This window comes from Oceaniglobus trochenteri, from assembly GCF_020529025.1.
Taxonomy (GTDB): Bacteria; Pseudomonadota; Alphaproteobacteria; order Rhodobacterales; family Rhodobacteraceae; genus Oceaniglobus; species Oceaniglobus trochenteri.
The window spans coordinates 225,149-242,283 of record NZ_JACNMM010000004.1 but is presented as its reverse complement, the minus strand read 5'-3'; the positions used below and the strand labels follow the sequence as shown (position 1 = coordinate 242,283).

General features: G+C 65.8%; 17 protein-coding genes. 13 read left to right on the top strand and 4 right to left on the bottom strand.

Going from position 1 to position 17,135, the window contains the following annotated elements; all coding sequences use genetic code 11:
- Positions 1 to 108 precede the first annotated feature (108 nt).
- From H7828_RS08560 to H7828_RS08550, 3 genes are all read left to right on the top strand, one after another.
- Positions 109 to 438, top strand: coding sequence for a TfoX/Sxy family protein (locus H7828_RS08560; protein WP_226780603.1), 330 nt, complete (start codon positions 109 to 111; stop codon positions 436 to 438).
- A gap of 62 nt (positions 439 to 500) precedes the next feature.
- Entirely contained in the window at positions 501 to 1,763 is a 1,263-nt protein-coding gene (locus H7828_RS08555) for a methyltransferase domain-containing protein (protein WP_226780602.1), read from the top strand.
- Positions 1,764 to 1,897: 134 nt separating this feature from the next.
- A complete protein-coding gene (locus tag H7828_RS08550; protein ID WP_226780601.1) occupies positions 1,898 to 2,386 on the top strand; it encodes a P-loop nucleotide/nucleoside kinase family protein in 489 nt (162 codons plus the stop codon).
- Between the two features lie 181 nt (positions 2,387 to 2,567).
- On the opposite strand, the gene ndk is transcribed toward H7828_RS08550, so the two are convergent.
- Positions 2,568 to 2,990, bottom strand: a complete 423-nt coding sequence (ndk, locus tag H7828_RS08545) for a nucleoside-diphosphate kinase (RefSeq protein ID WP_226780600.1) — start codon at positions 2,988 to 2,990, stop codon at positions 2,568 to 2,570.
- A gap of 129 nt (positions 2,991 to 3,119) precedes the next feature.
- On the opposite strand from ndk, the gene H7828_RS08540 reads away from it, so the two are divergent.
- The 3 genes from H7828_RS08540 to H7828_RS08530 are packed head-to-tail and all read left to right on the top strand — an operon-like array spanning position 3,120 to position 6,203.
- Positions 3,120 to 4,964, top strand: coding sequence for an ABC-F family ATP-binding cassette domain-containing protein (locus tag H7828_RS08540; protein ID WP_226780599.1), 1,845 nt, complete (start codon positions 3,120 to 3,122; stop codon positions 4,962 to 4,964).
- A 3-nt stretch (positions 4,965 to 4,967) separates the two neighbouring features.
- A complete protein-coding gene (locus H7828_RS08535; RefSeq protein ID WP_226780598.1) occupies positions 4,968 to 5,582 on the top strand; it encodes a MarC family protein in 615 nt (204 codons plus the stop codon).
- A gap of 39 nt (positions 5,583 to 5,621) precedes the next feature.
- Entirely contained in the window at positions 5,622 to 6,203 is a 582-nt protein-coding gene (locus H7828_RS08530) for a retropepsin-like aspartic protease family protein (protein ID WP_226780597.1), read from the top strand.
- 75 nt (positions 6,204 to 6,278) lie between these two features.
- Here the strand turns inward: H7828_RS08530 and H7828_RS08525 are convergent, their stop codons facing one another.
- The 3 genes from H7828_RS08525 to H7828_RS08515 are packed head-to-tail and all read right to left on the bottom strand — an operon-like array spanning position 6,279 to position 8,607.
- The gene (locus H7828_RS08525; RefSeq protein ID WP_226780596.1) at positions 6,279 to 6,737 is read right to left on the bottom strand and encodes a DNA polymerase III subunit chi; all 459 of its coding nucleotides are present in this window, start codon (positions 6,735 to 6,737) and stop codon (positions 6,279 to 6,281) included.
- Positions 6,737 to 7,138, bottom strand: a complete 402-nt coding sequence (locus H7828_RS08520) for a VOC family protein (protein WP_226780595.1) — start codon at positions 7,136 to 7,138, stop codon at positions 6,737 to 6,739. The genes H7828_RS08525 and H7828_RS08520 overlap by 1 nt, the downstream gene beginning before the upstream one ends.
- Positions 7,139 to 7,140: 2 nt before the next feature.
- A complete protein-coding gene (locus H7828_RS08515) occupies positions 7,141 to 8,607 on the bottom strand; it encodes a leucyl aminopeptidase (RefSeq protein ID WP_226780594.1) in 1,467 nt (488 codons plus the stop codon).
- A gap of 137 nt (positions 8,608 to 8,744) precedes the next feature.
- On the opposite strand from H7828_RS08515, the gene lptF reads away from it, so the two are divergent.
- From lptF to H7828_RS08480, 7 genes are read left to right on the top strand one after another with little or no spacing between them, the layout of a single operon-like run.
- A complete protein-coding gene (gene lptF / locus H7828_RS08510; RefSeq protein ID WP_226780593.1) occupies positions 8,745 to 9,869 on the top strand; it encodes an LPS export ABC transporter permease LptF in 1,125 nt (374 codons plus the stop codon).
- A complete protein-coding gene (gene lptG / locus H7828_RS08505; RefSeq protein WP_226780592.1) occupies positions 9,866 to 10,960 on the top strand; it encodes an LPS export ABC transporter permease LptG in 1,095 nt (364 codons plus the stop codon). Before lptF ends, lptG begins: the two co-directional genes overlap by 4 nt.
- A complete protein-coding gene (locus H7828_RS08500) occupies positions 10,960 to 13,074 on the top strand; it encodes an LPS-assembly protein LptD (protein WP_226780591.1) in 2,115 nt (704 codons plus the stop codon). The genes lptG and H7828_RS08500 overlap by 1 nt, the downstream gene beginning before the upstream one ends.
- Before the next feature lie 31 nt (positions 13,075 to 13,105).
- Complete coding sequence (locus tag H7828_RS08495) at positions 13,106 to 14,344, top strand: peptidylprolyl isomerase (RefSeq protein WP_226780590.1); 1,239 nt, start codon at positions 13,106 to 13,108, stop codon at positions 14,342 to 14,344.
- Positions 14,341 to 15,345, top strand: a complete 1,005-nt coding sequence (pdxA, locus tag H7828_RS08490) for a 4-hydroxythreonine-4-phosphate dehydrogenase PdxA (protein WP_226780589.1) — start codon at positions 14,341 to 14,343, stop codon at positions 15,343 to 15,345. Before H7828_RS08495 ends, pdxA begins: the two co-directional genes overlap by 4 nt.
- Before the next feature lie 55 nt (positions 15,346 to 15,400).
- Positions 15,401 to 16,249 carry a 16S rRNA (adenine(1518)-N(6)/adenine(1519)-N(6))-dimethyltransferase RsmA gene (gene rsmA / locus H7828_RS08485; protein ID WP_226780588.1) on the top strand — a complete coding sequence of 283 codons (849 nt, stop codon included), beginning with the start codon at positions 15,401 to 15,403 and terminating at the stop codon, positions 16,247 to 16,249.
- Positions 16,246 to 17,103, top strand: a complete 858-nt coding sequence (locus H7828_RS08480; protein WP_226780587.1) for a PhzF family phenazine biosynthesis protein — start codon at positions 16,246 to 16,248, stop codon at positions 17,101 to 17,103. The genes rsmA and H7828_RS08480 overlap by 4 nt, the downstream gene beginning before the upstream one ends.
- The last annotated feature ends 32 nt before the right edge of the window (positions 17,104 to 17,135 follow it).

Here is a 17,135-nt window from a genome sequence, read left to right as displayed (position 1 = left end):
GTCCAAGTCGCCCAAGGCCTCGAAGCCCGCAAAGCCGCCCGTCCGCTTCACCGACTGGGCCGCATTCTGATCCTTGGCGACGCCGTGGCACTGCCCTAGAACAGGGTCATGACAACGCCGGTCACCACCATCCGCAACCTTGGCCCGGCCATGGCACAGGCCCTGGCCAAGGTCGGAATCGACAGCGCCGAGCAATTGCGCGACCTGGGAACCGATGCCGCCTATGCCCGGCTGTTGCAGGGCGGAATGCGGGCCCATTTCATTTCCTATTACGTCATCGAAATGGGGCTTCAGGGGCGCCCGTGGAACGATTGCAAGGGCGCCGAAAAAGACGCCCTGCGCGCCCGGTTCGATGCGCTGAAGGCCGAACACTCCGACACCGACCGCGCCGCACTTGAGGCGATGCTTGACCGCATCGGCGTTGTGGCGCGCAAATAATACTGGCGTCGCGCCATGCCTTTCGGGTTCACTATCGCCATTGAACCCGAGGATTTTGCAAAATGACACAAAGCGATGCCGAAGCCGCCGCAGCGCAGGAATGCGCCCGCCTCACCTTCGAAGCGCGCACTTTCCTGCGCAACGGAAACAAGTCCGCCACCCTTGAAAACTGCATGGCCGCCCTGCGCTGCGGCGAGGTGCCCATGGAACAGGGCGCGATCATCGACTCGCTTCTGCGCGAATGCGACCGAAGCGACATCGCCGACCAGATCCGCGCGCAGCTGTACAAGGGCCTGGCCGAGGTCGAGGCGCATTACGCCGACCAGGCCGTCGCTCTGGTTCACATGGCCAATGTCCTGATCCTGCTGGGCGAGCACGCCAAGGCCACGCCGCATCTGGACAAGGCGCTGGTTTTGGCCCCCGACAGCGACGAGGCGCTGTTCCTTCACACTCTTTGCCACCTCGAGAACGGCACCTTCCGACCGGGCCAGATCGACATTGCGCCCGTGCTCAAGGCCTCGCGCACGCCGGGGCGGGCGCTTTCTGGGCTGGTGTCGCTGCTGGGTCACCACGGCGAAAAGCAAGAGGCGCTGCGTGTGCTGGACACCGGCCTTCCCCTGCTGGGCGACAAGGATGTGCTGGACAAGCGGGTGGAAACCCTGCGCGCGGCGCTGTCCGGCGGGATCGAACAGATCAACCAGCGTGAAACCGCCAACCGCATCTTCGACAGTTTCGCCGAAACCTATGACACCAGCCTGGCCGCCCTTGGCAACAACGGGCCGAACATGATCGGAACCGTTCTCGACGATATCGGGCTGGCGCGCGACAACAGCCTGAAGGTTTTCGACGCGGGCTGCGGCACGGGGCTGTGCGAACCGCACCTGCGCCCACGGGCCAGCCTGCTGCACGGGGCCGACCTTTCGGTCGCGATGCTGGAAAAATGCCTGGCCAAGGGCACCTACGATCTTTTGTGCCGCAGCGACCTGGCCGCCGCCGAAACCCTGCCCGACGATACCTTCGACCTTGCGGTCTGCGCCGATGTCCTGGTCTATTTCGGACGCCTGCAAGAGGTGTTCACCAACCTGGCCGGGCGACTTGCGCCGGGTGGATGGCTTATCTTCACGGTCGAGGAAGCCCCCGCCGACATCCCGCCCCCCGGCTACGGGCTCAACCCATCAGGGCGCAACTGCCACAGCGAGGCATACCTGCGCGCGGCCCTGGCCGAGGCCGGCTTCAGCATCGAGCATTTGCACCGCGACACCCTGCGTCTTGAATTCCGCAAGCCGGTGCCGGGCCTGGCGGTGGCGGCGAAGAAGAACGGCTGAGAATGTCAGCTTGTCGGTCGCAATGGACTGTAGCGTTGGGCTCAGACGATGACTATTGCACTGCGAAACGTTATGCCTCAATCGCTCTCATCAATAAATCTTCGCACGACCCAGTGCTCTGAAACCGGGGGACAATGCAACAAAATCCACCTACGCTGCACATGATCTGCGGAAAGATCGCCTCCGGGAAATCGACGCTGACCCGCAACCTCGGGGCTGCGCCGGGGACTGTCGCAATTTCGGAAGACGACTGGCTGAATGCTCTGTTTGCTGACGAAATGAAGTCGCTTGGCGATTACGTCCGCTGCACGAGGAAACTCCGCGAGATCATGGCACCGCACGTCACGGCGCTGCTTGATGCGGGCGTGTCGGTTGTTCTGGATTTCCAGGCGAACACCGTCGAGGCACGCAACTGGATGCGTGGCATGCTCGAACAGACGGACGCTTCTCACGTCCTTCATGTTCTGGATGTTCCCGACGAGGTTTGCCTGGCACGGCTACACGCCCGCAACGCCCAGGGCAATCATCCATTCGCGGTGTCGGACGAGCAGTATTGGCATATCTCGAACTACTTCGTCGCACCGTCTCCGGATGAGAATTTCGATATCGTCCTGCATCATTGAAGATCCATAGAGATCTTCAGCAGGCATTCGTTCATTGCTCAACAATCTTCAGATTGGGCTCCAGGCTCTCACGACCGATCCAACCAACCACACGTAGTATTAACGCACAGCCCCGAAGATCGCCCACGAAAAAGGGACCCGCGCCGTCGCGCAGACCCCCTCTTTTCGGGATCGAAACGGATCAGCCGACCAGTTCAAGACCCGAGAAGTAGAAAGCGATCTCTTCCGCGGCGGTTTCCGGTGCGTCCGAACCGTGGACCGAGTTTTCGCCGACGGATTCGGCAAACTCGGCGCGGATGGTGCCGGCGGCGGCGTCGGCGGGGTTGGTGGCACCCATCACTTCGCGGTTCTTGCCGATGGCACCTTCGCCTTCCAGAACCTGCACGACAACCGGGCCCGAGGCCATGAATTCGCACAGTTCGTCGTAGAACGGGCGGGCGGCATGCACTTCGTAGAATTTGCCGGCCTGGTCCTTGGTCAGCTGGATGCGCTTCTGCGCGATGATGCGCAGGCCGGCATCCTCGAACTTGGCGTTGATCTTGCCGGTCAGGTTGCGCTTGGTGGCATCGGGTTTGATGATCGAAAGGGTGCGTTCAATGGCCATTGGCTCTGCCTCTGTCTGAGCAGGGTCAGCCCCGTGCCGACCCCGTAAATCCGGCGCCCTGCTAACATGGCAGGCGCCCGGTGAAAAGCCGCGATTGACGCGGCGCGGCGTCACTGGCACATGCACGCCATGCTTATAATAGACAACATCTCATACTCGGTCGAAGGCCGCCCCCTGTTCGAGGGGGCCAGCGCGTCGATTCCCGCAGGCCACAAGGTGGGCATCGTCGGGCGCAACGGCACCGGCAAGACGACGCTGTTCAACCTGATCCGCGGCGAACTGGTGCTTGAGGGCGGCGACATCCGCATGCCCGCCCGCGCACGCATCGGCGGCGTCGCGCAGGAGGTTCCGGGCAGCGAGGTGTCGTTGATCGACACGGTTCTGGCCGCCGACACCGAACGCGCGGAATTGCTGGCCGAAAGCGAAACCGCCACCGACGGCGCCCGCATCGGCGAAATCCAGGCGCGGCTGGCCGACATCGACGCCTGGTCGGCCGAGGCGCGGGCCGCCAGCATCCTGCGCGGTCTGGGTTTCACCCACGAAGAACAACTTATGCCCTGTTCGGCCTTTTCCGGCGGCTGGCGGATGCGCGTCGCGCTGGCGGCGGTCCTTTTCGCGGCCCCCGATCTGCTGTTGCTTGACGAACCGACGAACTATCTTGACCTTGAAGGCGCGCTCTGGCTGGAAAGCTATCTGGGCCGTTACCCGCATTCGGTGCTGGTGATTTCCCATGACCGCGGCCTGCTGAACCGCGCGGTGGGGCATATCCTGCACCTCGAAGACCGCAAGCTGACGCTGTATTCCGGCAACTACGACACCTTCGCGCGCACCCGTGCCGCCCGCCTTGCGGTGGCCGAGGCGCAGCGCGGCAAGGTCGAGGCGCGGCGCGCCCATCTGCAAAGCTTCGTCGACCGGTTCCGCGCCAAGGCCAGCAAGGCCAAGCAGGCGCAAAGCCGGATCAAGATGATCGAAAAGCTGGAAACGATCTCCAGCCCGCAAGAGGCCGCCCTGCGCGCCTTCACCTTCCCCGAGCCCGAGGAACTGAGCCCGCCCATCGTCAACCTTGAATCGGCAAGCGTGGGCTATGGCGACAGGACCGTGCTGTCGAAGCTGAACCTGCGGATCGACCAGGACGACCGGATCGCCCTTCTGGGCCGCAACGGTGAGGGAAAGTCGACGCTTTCCAAGCTCCTGGCAGACAAGCTTGATCCCATGGGCGGGCGGCTGACCAAGTCGGGCAAGCTGCGTGTCGGCTATTTCGCCCAGCACCAGCTGGATGAGCTGCGGGCCGATGAAACGCCTCTCGATCATCTGCGCCGGTTGCGCCCGACCGAAACGCCGGCCCGCCATCGCGCCCGGCTGGCGGGTTTCGGGCTGGCGGCGGCGCAGGTCGAAACGGTGGTGGGGCGGCTTTCGGGCGGTCAGAAGGCGCGCCTTTCGCTGCTGGTGGCCACCATCGACGCGCCGCACATGCTTATCCTCGACGAACCGACTAACCACCTTGACATGGAAAGCCGCGAGGCTTTGGTCGAGGCGCTGACCGCCTATTCGGGCGCCGTGATCCTCGTGTCGCACGACATGCACCTTCTGTCGCTGGTGGCCGACCGGCTGTGGCTGGTGAAGAACGGCCGCGTCACGCCTTACGACGACGATCTGGAAAGCTATCGCAAGATGCTGCTCTCGGCCGATGCACCGCCCGAAAAGTCGAAACCGGCCAAGCGCAAGCAGGTCAGCCAGCAGGATCTCTCGGCCCTGCGCTCGGACGTGAAGCGGAACGAGGAACGGGTGAACAAGCTGTCCGAGATGCGCGACAAGCTGGCGAAGAAGCTGGCCGATCCGGGCATGTACGAACCCGAGAAGCTGGGCGAAGCCGAGGTGTGGCAGAAGAAATACGCCGAGGTGATGGAAGCGCTGGACCGCGCCGAGGGGCTTTGGATGAAATCGCTGGAAAAGCTGGAAGAAACAAAGGTCTGACCGATGGACTTCGCGTTCTATGTCACCGCTTTCGTCACCCTTTTCGTGGTGATCGACCCGATTGGCCTGACACCGCTTTTCGTGGCGCTGACCGCTGGCATGGCCCCCGAAAAGCGCCGCGCCATCGGATACCGCTCGCTGTTCATCGGCGCGGCGCTGCTCACGCTGTTCGGGCTGTTCGGCGAGGCGGTGCTGGGTTTCATCGGCATCTCCATGCCCGCTTTCCGCATCGCCGGGGGCATCCTGTTGTTCCTGACCGCGCTCGACATGCTGTTTGAACGGCGCACCGAACGCCGCCAGGGTCAGGCCGACGCGAACGAGGACGATCCTTCGGTCTTTCCCCTTGCCACGCCGCTGATCGCCGGGCCGGGCGCCATCGCGACGATGATCCTGCTGACCGGCCAGACCGGCGGCGATCTGGGCGCGATGGTGCTGGTTCATCTGGTCCTCGCGCTTGTGCTGGCGATCATGCTGGGGTTGTTCATGGCCGCAAACCTGCTTGAACGGCTTCTGGGCGATGTGGGCATCAACGTCGTCACCCGCCTTCTAGGCATGTTGCTGGCCGCACTTTCGGTTCAGTTCGTGGTGGATGGCGTCAAGGCGCTGATGCCGGTCTAGGCACTGGAAAACCGCCGCGCCCGCGCCTATCTGGGGGGCATGGACGGTGATACTCTCGGGCGCATTCTCTATCTTCTTCTGCTGCTTCTGGCGGTGGGTGGATGGTTCGCCGTCGCCAATCGCGAAAGCCTGGGCAAGACGGTGCAACAGGGGCTGGTCTGGGTGCTGATCTTTGTCGGTGTCGTCGCGGTTGCCGGACTGTGGAGCGACCTGCGCGATGACGTGATGCCGCGCCAGAGCGTGATCGGCGATGGCGCCCGGATCGAGGTGCCGCGCGGCTTTGACGGCCATTACCACATCGGGCTTGAGATCAACGGCAAACCCGTTCGCTTCGTGATCGACACGGGCGCCAGCGATATCGTGCTGACCCGTCAGGATGCCGTGCGCGTCGGAATCGACCCCGACCGCCTCGCCTACCTGTCCCAGGCACAGACAGCCAACGGCCTTGTCCCGATTGCCCGGGTCACGCTGGACCGGGTCGCCCTTGGCGGTGTCGTCGATCAGGGCGTCGGCGCTTCGGTGAACGGCGGAGAGATGTCGGGTTCGCTTCTGGGGATGAGCTATCTCAACCGGTTCGGACGGATCGAAATCGCGGATGGCAAGCTGATCCTCGAACGCTGAGCTTGCAGAATCCCGGCTTTTCCTGGCACCACCTTGCCCAAGTGGCCGCGAAAAATGTCACTTCTTCAACATTCCTCAGGTTTCGGCCTTCTTTTCCCAGCGCCCGCTCTCCTCGCTCCAGTATTGGGCGCTGCACCCGGCCTTTGTCAGGCTGCGCCACTGGCCGCGCGCCTTTTCCAATGCCGCGGGGTCGTTGCCGTCGAACAGCACGCAGACCCTTTCAAGGCTCTGCACCTCGTCCGGCGCCACTTCGGCCCCCTCCATCGTCATAAGGCATTGGGCCTTGTTGGGCAGGGCGGCATCGGTGGTCAGCAGGATCGGCTGATCGGCATCATGGGGGCCACCGGCCAACCCGTGCGCCAGGAAGGGTTCGTTCTCCAGCAGCCAAAGCTGTTCGTCCAGTTGGGCCATGCGGCGAGGGTTGGCCCCGCGCACGCAGATCCGCCAGCCCGCCTGCCGCGCCTTGCCCAGAAGCATCGGCAGGTTCGCTTCAAGCGGGCGCTGGGTCAGGTGATAGAAATATGCCGCGCCCATCAGCCTGCCAACGGATCGTAATCGCCCACGGTCCAGACATGCCCGCCGGGGTCACGCAGGGAAAAGGCCACGCCGCCGTGATCCTGCGCCTCGAGCGGCATCAATATCTCGGCCCCTGCGGCATTTGCCCTGTCAAGACAGGCCTTCACGTCGGCCATGACGGCATAGACCGTCACGGTGGCCCGCCCGCCGGTGTCGCCGGGCGCCACCATGAACCTGCCGAAACCTTCGGGCCCGCTGTTGGGGCCGAACATGAAGATCCCGTCGCCCAGGCGCATCTGGGCGTGAAGAATGGCGCCGTTGTCGTCGCGGAACACCTGGTGTTCGGCCAGCCCCAGCACATCGCGCAGGAAGGCCAGGGCCGCTTCGCAATCGTCGTACCGGGTTGCGCCGATCAGCATGGTCAGCCCTCGAACCGGTCCGCGATCAGGCGGTCAAGCGCCAGCACGCCCCAGCCCGTCGCGCCCTTGGGGGCATAGGGGCTTTCGTCGCTGGTGAGAGCGACACCGGCGATGTCGAGGTGAATCCAGGGCGTGCCGTCCTTGACGAAGCGTTGCAGGAATTCCGCCGCGGTGATCGATCCGGCGGGGCGGCCACCGACGTTCTTCACATCCGCCACCCGCGATTTCAGCTGCTTGGCATAGGCCTTGCCCAGGGGCATGCGCCAGGCGCCCTCGCCCTCGGCATCGGCCGCCTTGAGGAAACCGCTGCACAGCGCATCGTCGTTCGAGAAGACACCGGCGTTCTCGTGGCCCAGGCCGATGATGATGGCGCCGGTCAGTGTGGCCAGGTCCACCATGCCCGTGGGCTTGAACCGTTCCTGCGCGTACCACATCACGTCACACAGAACCAGGCGGCCCTCGGCGTCGGTGTTGATCACCTCGACGGTGTCGCCCTTCATGGATTTCACCACGTCGCCGGGGCGCTGCGCCTTGCCGTCGGGCATGTTTTCCACCAGCCCCACCAGGGCCACGACATTGGCCTTGGCCTTGCGGGTGGCGATCGTCTTCATCACGCCGGCCACGGTGCCCGCGCCGCCCATGTCCATGGTCATGTCTTCCATGCCGCCCGCCGGTTTCAGAGAAATGCCGCCGGTGTCGAAGACGACGCCCTTGCCGATCAGGGCGAAGGGCGCCTCGCTTGCGCCGCCCTTCCACTCCATGACAACCACCTTGCTGGGGCTTTCGCTGCCCTGGCCCACGGCCAGAAGGGTGCGCATGCCCAGCTTTTCAAGCGCGTCTTCCTCCAGCACCTCGACCTCGACCCCCAGATCGCGCAGGCCCTCAAGCTGGCTGGCGAATTCGGTGGTGGTCAGGACGTTGGAGGGCGCATTCACCAGGTCACGGGTGAAGAACACGCCATCGGCCCGCGCCCGGATCAGCGCGGCGGCATCCACCAGGGTTTCGGATTTCCCGGCCATGACGGTGATCGCGCCGGGCAGGGTTTTGTCGCCGGTCTTCTGATCGGCATAGTCATAGGCGCGCAGCACCGCCCCCAGCGCCACGTCCTGCACACCGCGCAGACCGCCCGCAAGAATGGTCACACCGCCGGCCCCAAGGCCGCGCCCGATGGCCACGCCGGCCCGGCGCGCCACTTCGCCCGTGGTGCGACGGCCCAGGCGGATCACCTGCACCGCCTCGGCCTCAAGCCCGACCGGGAAGGCCAGATCCTGCGCCGCCCCTTCTTCAAGCTTGGCAAAGGCATCGCTTTCGACGAAGCGCTGAAGCGCGCCCTTGGTCAGCCGGTTCACCCGCCGCGCCGCCTGGTCCAGGTTCGCCTCGGGGTCGATGAACACTACGACGCGGCCCTTGGCGGTGGCGATGGTCTCAAGATCGAGCGGCACGAAGGACAGGTCTGCAGGCTTGGTCATCGGATCGGCTCCTTGGGATTGTCAGCGTTTGGGCAATACCTAGCCCCCCGTTGCCCTGTTGGCCAGAAGGGAGTTTTCCCGGCCCGCGCCATCGGCTAACATGCCCGCAACGGGCGTGAGAACCGGCGGGGGAACGAGTGGCCAGATTCGACCGATACATGCTGTCACAGCTGATGTGGGTCTTTGGCTTCTTCTCGCTGGTGCTGGTGCTGGTCTATTGGGTGAACCGGGCGGTTTCGCTGTTCGACCAGCTGATCGCGAACGGCCATTCGGCCTTTGTGTTCCTGGAATTCACCGCGCTGTCGCTGCCCAATGTCATCCGCATCGTGTTGCCCGTCTCGGCCTTTGCCGCCGCCGTCTATGTCACCAACCGGATGGCCAGCGAAAGCGAACTGGTGGTGGTGCAATCCACCGGGTACAGCCCCTGGCGCATGGCCCGCCCGGTGATGGTTTTCGGACTGGTGGTGGCGGCCATGATCTCGGTGCTGTCCCATGTCCTGATCCCGGCCTCGACCACGCAACTTGCCGCGCGCACCGCCGAAATCAGCGAAAACGTCACCGCCCGCCTGCTGAGCGAGGGCGAATTCCTGCATCCGGCCGACGGCGTGACCTTCTATATCCGCGAAATCACCCCCGAGGGCGAATTGCGCGACATCTTCCTGTCGGATGCCCGCAAGCCCGATCAACGCTCGATCTACACGGCCGAGCGCGCCCTGCTTCTGCGCAGCGACGCAGGGCCGAAACTGTTGATGTTCCAGGGCATGGTGCAGAACCTCGACCTTGAAACCGACCGTCTGGCCACCACGCGGTTCGCCGAATTCGCCTTCGATGTCAGCGCGCTTGTCGATCTGCCCACGACCGGGCCGCGCGGCACCCGCGAACTTTCCACGGCCGAGCTTCTTTCCCCCACCGCCGCCCTGGCCGAGGAGACCGGCCAGAGCATGAACGTGCTGCGCTATGAAGGGCACGGGCGGATCACCGAGGCGCTTCTTGGGCTGGTGACGCCCGTCGTCGGCTTTGCCGTGCTGCTTCTGGGCGGATTTTCGCGCTTTGGCGTCTGGAAACAGATCGTCGGCGCCATCGTCTGCCTGATCGCCATTCAACTGGCCGACAATGCCGTGACCGATGCAGCGCGCAGCCGGGGCCTTTGGCCCATGGCCTATCTGCCCGCGCTGTTCGGGCTGGCGCTGGCGGCGGTCTTTCTGTGGCTGGCGGCCCATCCCCGCGCCTTCCGGCGCAAATCCGCGCAGGTGACGCCGTGATCCTGCACCGGTATTTCGCCCGCCGCTTTGCCATGACCTTCGCCGGGGTGGCGGGCGTGTTCCTGGCCATCCTGATGCTGCTGGACCTGGTCGAACAGGTGCGCAAGTTCAGCAGTGAAACCGTGCGCTTCGTCGACATGCTGGGGCTGGCGATGCTGCATGTGCCCGAAAGCCTCTATCGCATCCTGCCGCTGATCATGATCCTGGCCACCCTGACGCTGTTCCTGTCGCTGGCCCGCACCTCCGAGCTTGTGGTGACGCGGGCCTCGGGGCGGTCGGCCCTGCGCAGCCTGACGGCGCCGGTCATCGTCGCGCTGATCATCGGGGCCGTGGCGGTGGCCGTGTTCAACCCGATCGTCGCCGCCACCTCGAAGCAATACGAACTGACCGCCGGGCGCTATGCCGCCACCCCGGCCAGCGTGCTGTCGATCAGCCGCGACGGGCTGTGGCTGCGCCAGGGCGACGACGCAAGTCAGACCGTGATCAGCGCGCAACGCGCCAACCTGGACGGGACCGAGCTGTATAACGTCACCTTCATCGGCTTTGGCGCCACCGGCGGCCCGGCGCTGCGGCTTGAGGCGGGCAAGGCGACGCTGGCCGATGGCGCATGGCAATTGACCGGGGTGAAGGAATGGCGTTTCGACAGCGACAACCCCGAACGCGACGCCACGCTTTACCCGCAATACACCCTGGCCTCGAACCTTACGCCCAGCCGAATTCTCGACAGTTTCGCCACCCCCTCGGCCATCCCGATCTGGGAACTGCCCCGCTTCATCGCCCAGCTTGAAAGCGCCGGATTTTCGGCCCGCAAGCACCTGATGTGGCTGCACATGGAGCTTTCGCTGCCGCTGCTTCTGGCGGCCATGGTTCTTGTGGGAGCCGGGTTCACCATGCGCCACACGCGTTTCGGACGTACCGGCCTGATGGTGCTTTTGGCGCTGGCCATGGGTTTTTCGCTGTATTTCATCCGCAATTTCGCGCAAATCCTCGGTGAGAACGGGCAGATTCCCGTGCTTCTGGCCGCTTGGGGGCCACCCGTCGCCGCGCTGCTTCTGCCGCTCGGCCTGTTGCTTCACTGGGAGGATGGCTGATGCGCCGGCCCTTGATCTTCGCGCTTGCGCTGTTGCTGTCGTCCTTCGGGGCGAAGGCCCAGCAGACGGCGACCCTGGTGGCCGACAAGGTGCAACTGACGCGCCAGAACACGCTTGAGGCGACGGGCAACATCGAGGTGCTGTATGGCGAAACCCGCCTGCGGGCGCGGCGGATCACCTATTCGCGGGCCGGGCAAAGCCTGCGCATCGAAGGCCCCATCACCCTTGTCGAGGGCGACGGCCGGGCGATCCTGGTGGCCGATCAGGCGGATCTGGATGCCGATCTGCAGAACGGCATCCTCACCTCGGCGCGGCTGGTGCTGGATCAGCAGTTGCAACTGGCGGCCAATGAGATCGCCCGTGTCGATGGCCGCTATACCCGGCTGTCACGCTCGGTCGCCTCGTCCTGCGAGGTTTGCGCCGGCAACCCGACCCCGGTGTGGGAAATCCGCGCGCGCGAGATCATCCACGATCAGCAGGAACGCCAGCTTTACTTCGATCAGGCACAGTTCCGCTTCCTGGGCGTGCCGATCTTCTATTCCCCCCGCCTGCGCCTGCCCGACCCGACGCTGAAGCGCAGCAGCGGTTTTCTGCTGCCCTCGCTGCGCACCTCGTCGCGCCTGAAAACCGGGGTGAAGCTGCCCTATTTCCAGACGCTGGGCGATCACGCCGACCTGACGCTGACGCCCTATGTCTCGGCCGCCACGCGGACCCTTGAAGCGCGCTATCGCCAGGCCTTTGCCATGGGCGAAATCTCATTCGAGGGCGCGGTGTCCGACGACGATCTGCGCCCGGGCGAGACGCGCTATTACCTGTTCGGCGAAGGCGAATTCGAGCTGCCCCGCCAGTTCCGCCTGAACTTCGATGTCGAACTGGTGTCAGACACCGCCTATCTGCTGGACTATGGATTTTCCGACAAGGACAGGCTGGACAGCGAGATCAGCATCACCCGCGCCCGCCAGCGCGACCTGTTCCGCGCCTCGCTGACCGATTTCCGCACCCTGCGCGCCTCCGAGGTGCCGATCCGCGGACAGTTGCCGCGCACCTTCTCGAACGTCAGCTATGAACGCCGGATCAAGGGGTTGGGCGGCGAATTCCGCCTTGGCTTTGACGCGGCCAGCCTGACACGCGCCTCGAACGTGCAGGGCGATGGGCGCGATGTCAGCCGGATCGGCGTATCGGCCGACTATCGCCGCGCGGTCACCTTTGCCAACGGCATGGTGGCCACCGGGCAACTGGGCATCGTGGCCAGCACCTATGACACCCGCCAGGACCCCGCCTTTGCCACCAACACCGGCCAGGTCACCCCGCGCGCCAGCATCGAACTGCGCTGGCCCTTCCAGCGCAGCGAAAGCGGCGGCGCCTATCAGCTGCTTGAGCCGGTGATCCAACTGGCCTGGTCGGAAACCAACGGCAACATCGTGCCGAACGAGGATTCGGTGCTGGTGGAATTCGACGAGGGCAACCTTTTCGACCTGTCGCGCTTCCCGGGCGAAGACGCCCGCGAACAGGGCACGCGCGCCAACATCGGCCTGCGCTGGACACGCTATGATCCGGCGGGCTGGACCCTTGGCGTGACGGTCGGCCGGGTGTTCCGCAGTGAAGACACCGGCCAGTTCGCGCCCGGAACCGGGCTGTCCGGCGAACGCTCGGACTGGCTGGCCGCCGGGCAACTGCGGCTGGGCGACCGGCTGGCCCTGTCGCACCGGGCGCTGTTCGACGATGATTTCAGCTTCACCCGCAACGAAACCCGGCTGGCCTGGCAGAACGACCGCGCCGCCATCGGATCGTCTTACCTGTGGATGGAAGCCGAACCCGCCGAGAACCGCCCCACTGACACCCATGAACTGTCGGTCGATGCCGCCTATCGCCTGTCGCGCCATTGGACGGGCCGCCTGGACGGACGGTTCGACCTGGTGGCCGACCGCACCGCCGAGGCCGGAATCGGCATGGAATACCGCTCCGAATGCCTGACCGTCGATCTTTCGGTATCGCGTCGCTTTACATCCTCGACTAGTGTAAGCCCCAGCACGGACTTCGGACTGAACGTGTCGCTTGCGGGCTTCGGCTCGGGGCGCAATAACGAATCCTATCGCCGCACCTGCGCAAGATGAGACGGCAAAGACACGAGGGAGCAGCACGCCCATGATCAAGACTTCGCTGAAACGTTGGGCCATGGCACCGGCGATTTGCATGGCATTGCTGGCCGGGGTGCCCGATGCCGGGGCGCAGAACCTCTTCGCGCCGGTGGCCAAGGTGAACGAAAGGGTGATCACCGCCTTTGAACGCGATCAGCGCGCCCGGATGCTGATGCTGTTCCGATCGCCCGGCGACCCCCAGGAAGAGGCGCTGAAATCGCTGATCGACGAAAGGCTGCAACTGGCCGAGGCCCGGCGCCTGGGCATCACCGTCAAGCCCGAGGAGATCACCGAAGGCATGACCGAATTCGCCGGACGCGCCAACCTGTCGAGCGAGGATTTCCTGAAGGCCCTGGCGCAGGAAGGCGTGGAGGCCGAGAGCTTCCGCGATTTCGTGGCCGCGGGCGTGGCCTGGCGGCAGGTGGTGCGGGCAAAGTACGCCGGTCGCGCCAATATCACCGAGGCCGAGGTGGACCGCGCCATCAAGCGCGAAGGCACCCAGCCGGGCGTGCGCGTCCTGCTGAACGAGATCATCCTGCCCGCCAATACCCCCGCCGCCGCCGCAACCGCCGAACGGCGCGCCGCCGAGATCGCCGCGATCACCACCCTGCCCGCCTTTGCCCGGGCCGCGCGCAACTATTCCGCGTCGCCCTCGCGCAATGTGGGCGGGCGGATCGACTGGATGCCCATCGGCAACCTGCCCCCCGCCGTCGCGGCCCGCATCCTTACCCTGTCGCCCGGCCAGGTGACGCAGCCCATCGCGGTGCCCAACGCCATCGCCCTGTTCCAGTTGCGCGCGATCGAGGAAACCACGGCCTCGACGCCGGAAACCCTGGAAGTCGACTATGCCGCCTTCTACATCCCCGGCGGCCGCAGCGAGGCCGGGCTGGCCGAGGCCGCCCGCCTGCGCGCCGAGATCGACACCTGCGATGATCTTTACGGCATCGCCAAGGGCCTGCCCGCAGGCACCCTTGAACGTTCGACCGTGCCGGCGGCCCAGGTGCCCGGCGATGTGGCGCTGGAACTGGCCAAGCTGGACGAGAACGAAGTCTCGACCGCGCTGACCCAGGCCGGGGGGCGCACGCAGGTGTTCCTGATGCTGTGCGACAGGCGCCCCGCCAAGGGCGAGGCCGCAGAGGTCGATCGCACGACCGTGCGCACCCAGCTGATCAACCAGCGCCTTGCCTCTTACGCCAGCGCACATCTGGCCGAACTGCGCGCCAACGCGACGATCACCTACCAATGACCCCCCGCGCGCCCATTGCCATGACCTGTGGCGATCCCTCGGGCGTGGGGCCGGAACTGGCGCTGGCGGCCTGGCGACAGCTGGGCGCACGCCTGCCCTTCTTCCTGATCGGCGATCCGGCCCATTTGCCCGTCGGCGCGCTCTGGTCCGAGATCCACGACCCCTCCGAGGCGCTGTCGGTCAGCACCCGCGCTCTGCCGGTGCTGCGCCACGATTTCCCCGCCCCCGCCCTGCCCGGCCGCCCCGATCCGGCCAATGCCCAGGGCGTGATCGACGTGATTGCCCGCGCCGTCGACCTGGTGCAATCGGGCGCCGCCAGTGCGGTCTGCACCGGGCCGATCCACAAGAAGGCCCTGATGGATGGCGCGGGCTTTGCCCACCCGGGCCATACCGAATACCTGGCCGCCCTGGCCGGGGTGGACCGGGTGGTGATGATGCTGGCCTGCGACACACTGCGCGTCGTGCCGGTGACGATCCATATCGCGCTGGCCGATGTGCCGGGGGCGCTGACGGCGGAACTGCTGCGCGATACCCTGCGCATCACCCATGCCGCGCTGATCCGCGATTTCGGCATCGAGGTGCCGCGCATCGCAGTGGCGGGCCTAAACCCCCACGCGGGCGAAGGCGGCGCCATGGGCGGCGAAGAGATTGCCCTGATCGCACCGGTTGTCGCTGCGCTGCGGGCCGAGGGTATGGCGGTGAGCGGCCCCGCTTCGGCCGACACCATGTTTCACGACCAGGCGCGCGCCGGGTATGACGTGGCGGTCTGCATGTACCACGACCAGGCGCTTATCCCCATCAAGACGCTGGATTTTTCCGGCGGCGTGAATGTCACCCTTGGCCTGCCCTTCATCCGCACTTCGCCCGACCACGGCACCGCCTTCGACATCGCCGGCAAGGGCGTGGCCGATCCGTCGTCACTGGTCGCCGCCCTGCGCATGGCCGAGCGGATGGCCCTTGCCCGCGCGGCACAAAGCACCCCGGCCGGGGCGTCGCGCTGATGGAAAGCGGCCCTCCGGGGGGAGTATTTTTCAGCAAGAAAGAACAGGACCGGGCATGAGCGGACTGGACGACCTGCCGTCGCTGGCAAAGGTGATTGCCGCCCATGGACTGGCGGCGAAGAAATCGCTTGGGCAGAACTTCCTGCTGGATCTGAACCTGACCGAGAAGATCGCCCGCCAGGCCGGCGATCTGACCGGCAGCGACGTTCTGGAGGTGGGCCCCGGCCCCGGGGGGCTGACGCGCGGCCTGCTGAGCCAGGGGGCGCGGCGGGTTCTTGCGGTCGAGAAGGACCCGCGTTGCCTGGGCGCGCTGGCCGAGATCGCCGCGGTATCGGACGGGCGGCTTGAGGTGATCAACGCCGACGCGCTTGAGATCGACGCGGCCGCCCTGCTGACCCCGCCGATCCGCGTGGTGGCCAACCTGCCCTACAACGTGGGAACCGAACTTCTGGTGCGCTGGCTGGACCCCGGCCAGTGGCCCCCCTTCTGGGACAGCCTGACCCTGATGTTCCAGCGCGAGGTGGCCGAGCGGATCGTGGCCCAGCCCGGCGGCAAGGCCTATGGTCGGCTGGCGGTGCTGAGCCAGTGGCGCAGCACGCCGCGCATCGTCATGTCCCTGCCGCCCGAGGCCTTTACCCCCGCCCCCAAGGTGCATTCGGCGGTCGTGCATTTCACCCGGCTGGAGGCGCCGCGCTTTCCGGCCGACGGCAAGACGCTGTTCCGCCTGGTGGCCATGGCCTTCAACCAGCGGCGCAAGATGCTGCGCGCCGCCCTGAAGGGCGCGGCGCCGGATATCGAGGACAGGCTGCGCGCCGCCGGGATCGCCCCCACGGAACGGGCCGAACAGGTATCGCTGGAACAGTTCTGCGCCCTGGCGCGCACCTTCACCGAGGGCAAGGCATGACGGATTATCTGGTTTACGATGTCTTCACCGACACCGCCTTTGGTGGCAACCCGCTGGCCATCATCCCCGACGCCACCGCCCTGCCCGAGGCGCAATTGCAGCAGATCGCGCGCGAGTTCAACTTTTCCGAGACCACCTTTGTCTATCCGCCCCGCGATCCGGCCCATACCGCGCGGGTGCGCATCTTTACCCCGACGATGGAGATTCCGTTTGCCGGGCATCCTCTGATCGGCACGGCGCTGGCGCTGCACGACATGGGGCGCGGCGATACCCTGACGCTGGAGGTTGAGGTCGGGCCCATCGGCTGTACCGTCGAGGGCGGGCTGGCGCGGTTCACCAGCACCACGCCACTTCAGGTGGAATCGCACCCGGCCCTGGGCGATGTGGCCGCCTGCCTGTCGCTGGCCCCGGGGCAGATCCGCACCGACCGCCATCAGCCGGTGCAGGCGGGCGTCGGCCTGCCTTTCGTCCTGGCCGAGCTGAGCGATGGCGCCGCGCTGTCTGCGGCCCAGCCGGCGATCGAGGCCTATCGCAAATGCGCGGCGGATTACCCCTCGCAACTGGATTTCGCCATTCTGGCCTATGTGCGCGAGGGTGCCGAGGTTTCGGCGCGCATGTTCGCCCCGCTGGACAACATCCCCGAAGATCCCGCCACGGGCAGCGCCTGTGCCGCGCTGGTGGCCTTCCTGTCGCAGATGGAGGGCCAGTCGCTGACCCTGATGATCGAACAGGGCGTGGACATGGGACGCCCCAGCAGCATCCACGCCGAGGCCGAGATCGAGGGCGGGCTGTGCCGCGCGGTGCATATTGCCGGACGGGCGCGGCGGATGATGGAGGGGCGCCTGACGCTCTGACGCCATTGCCGCTGGTGCCGGCCGGCGCCTTG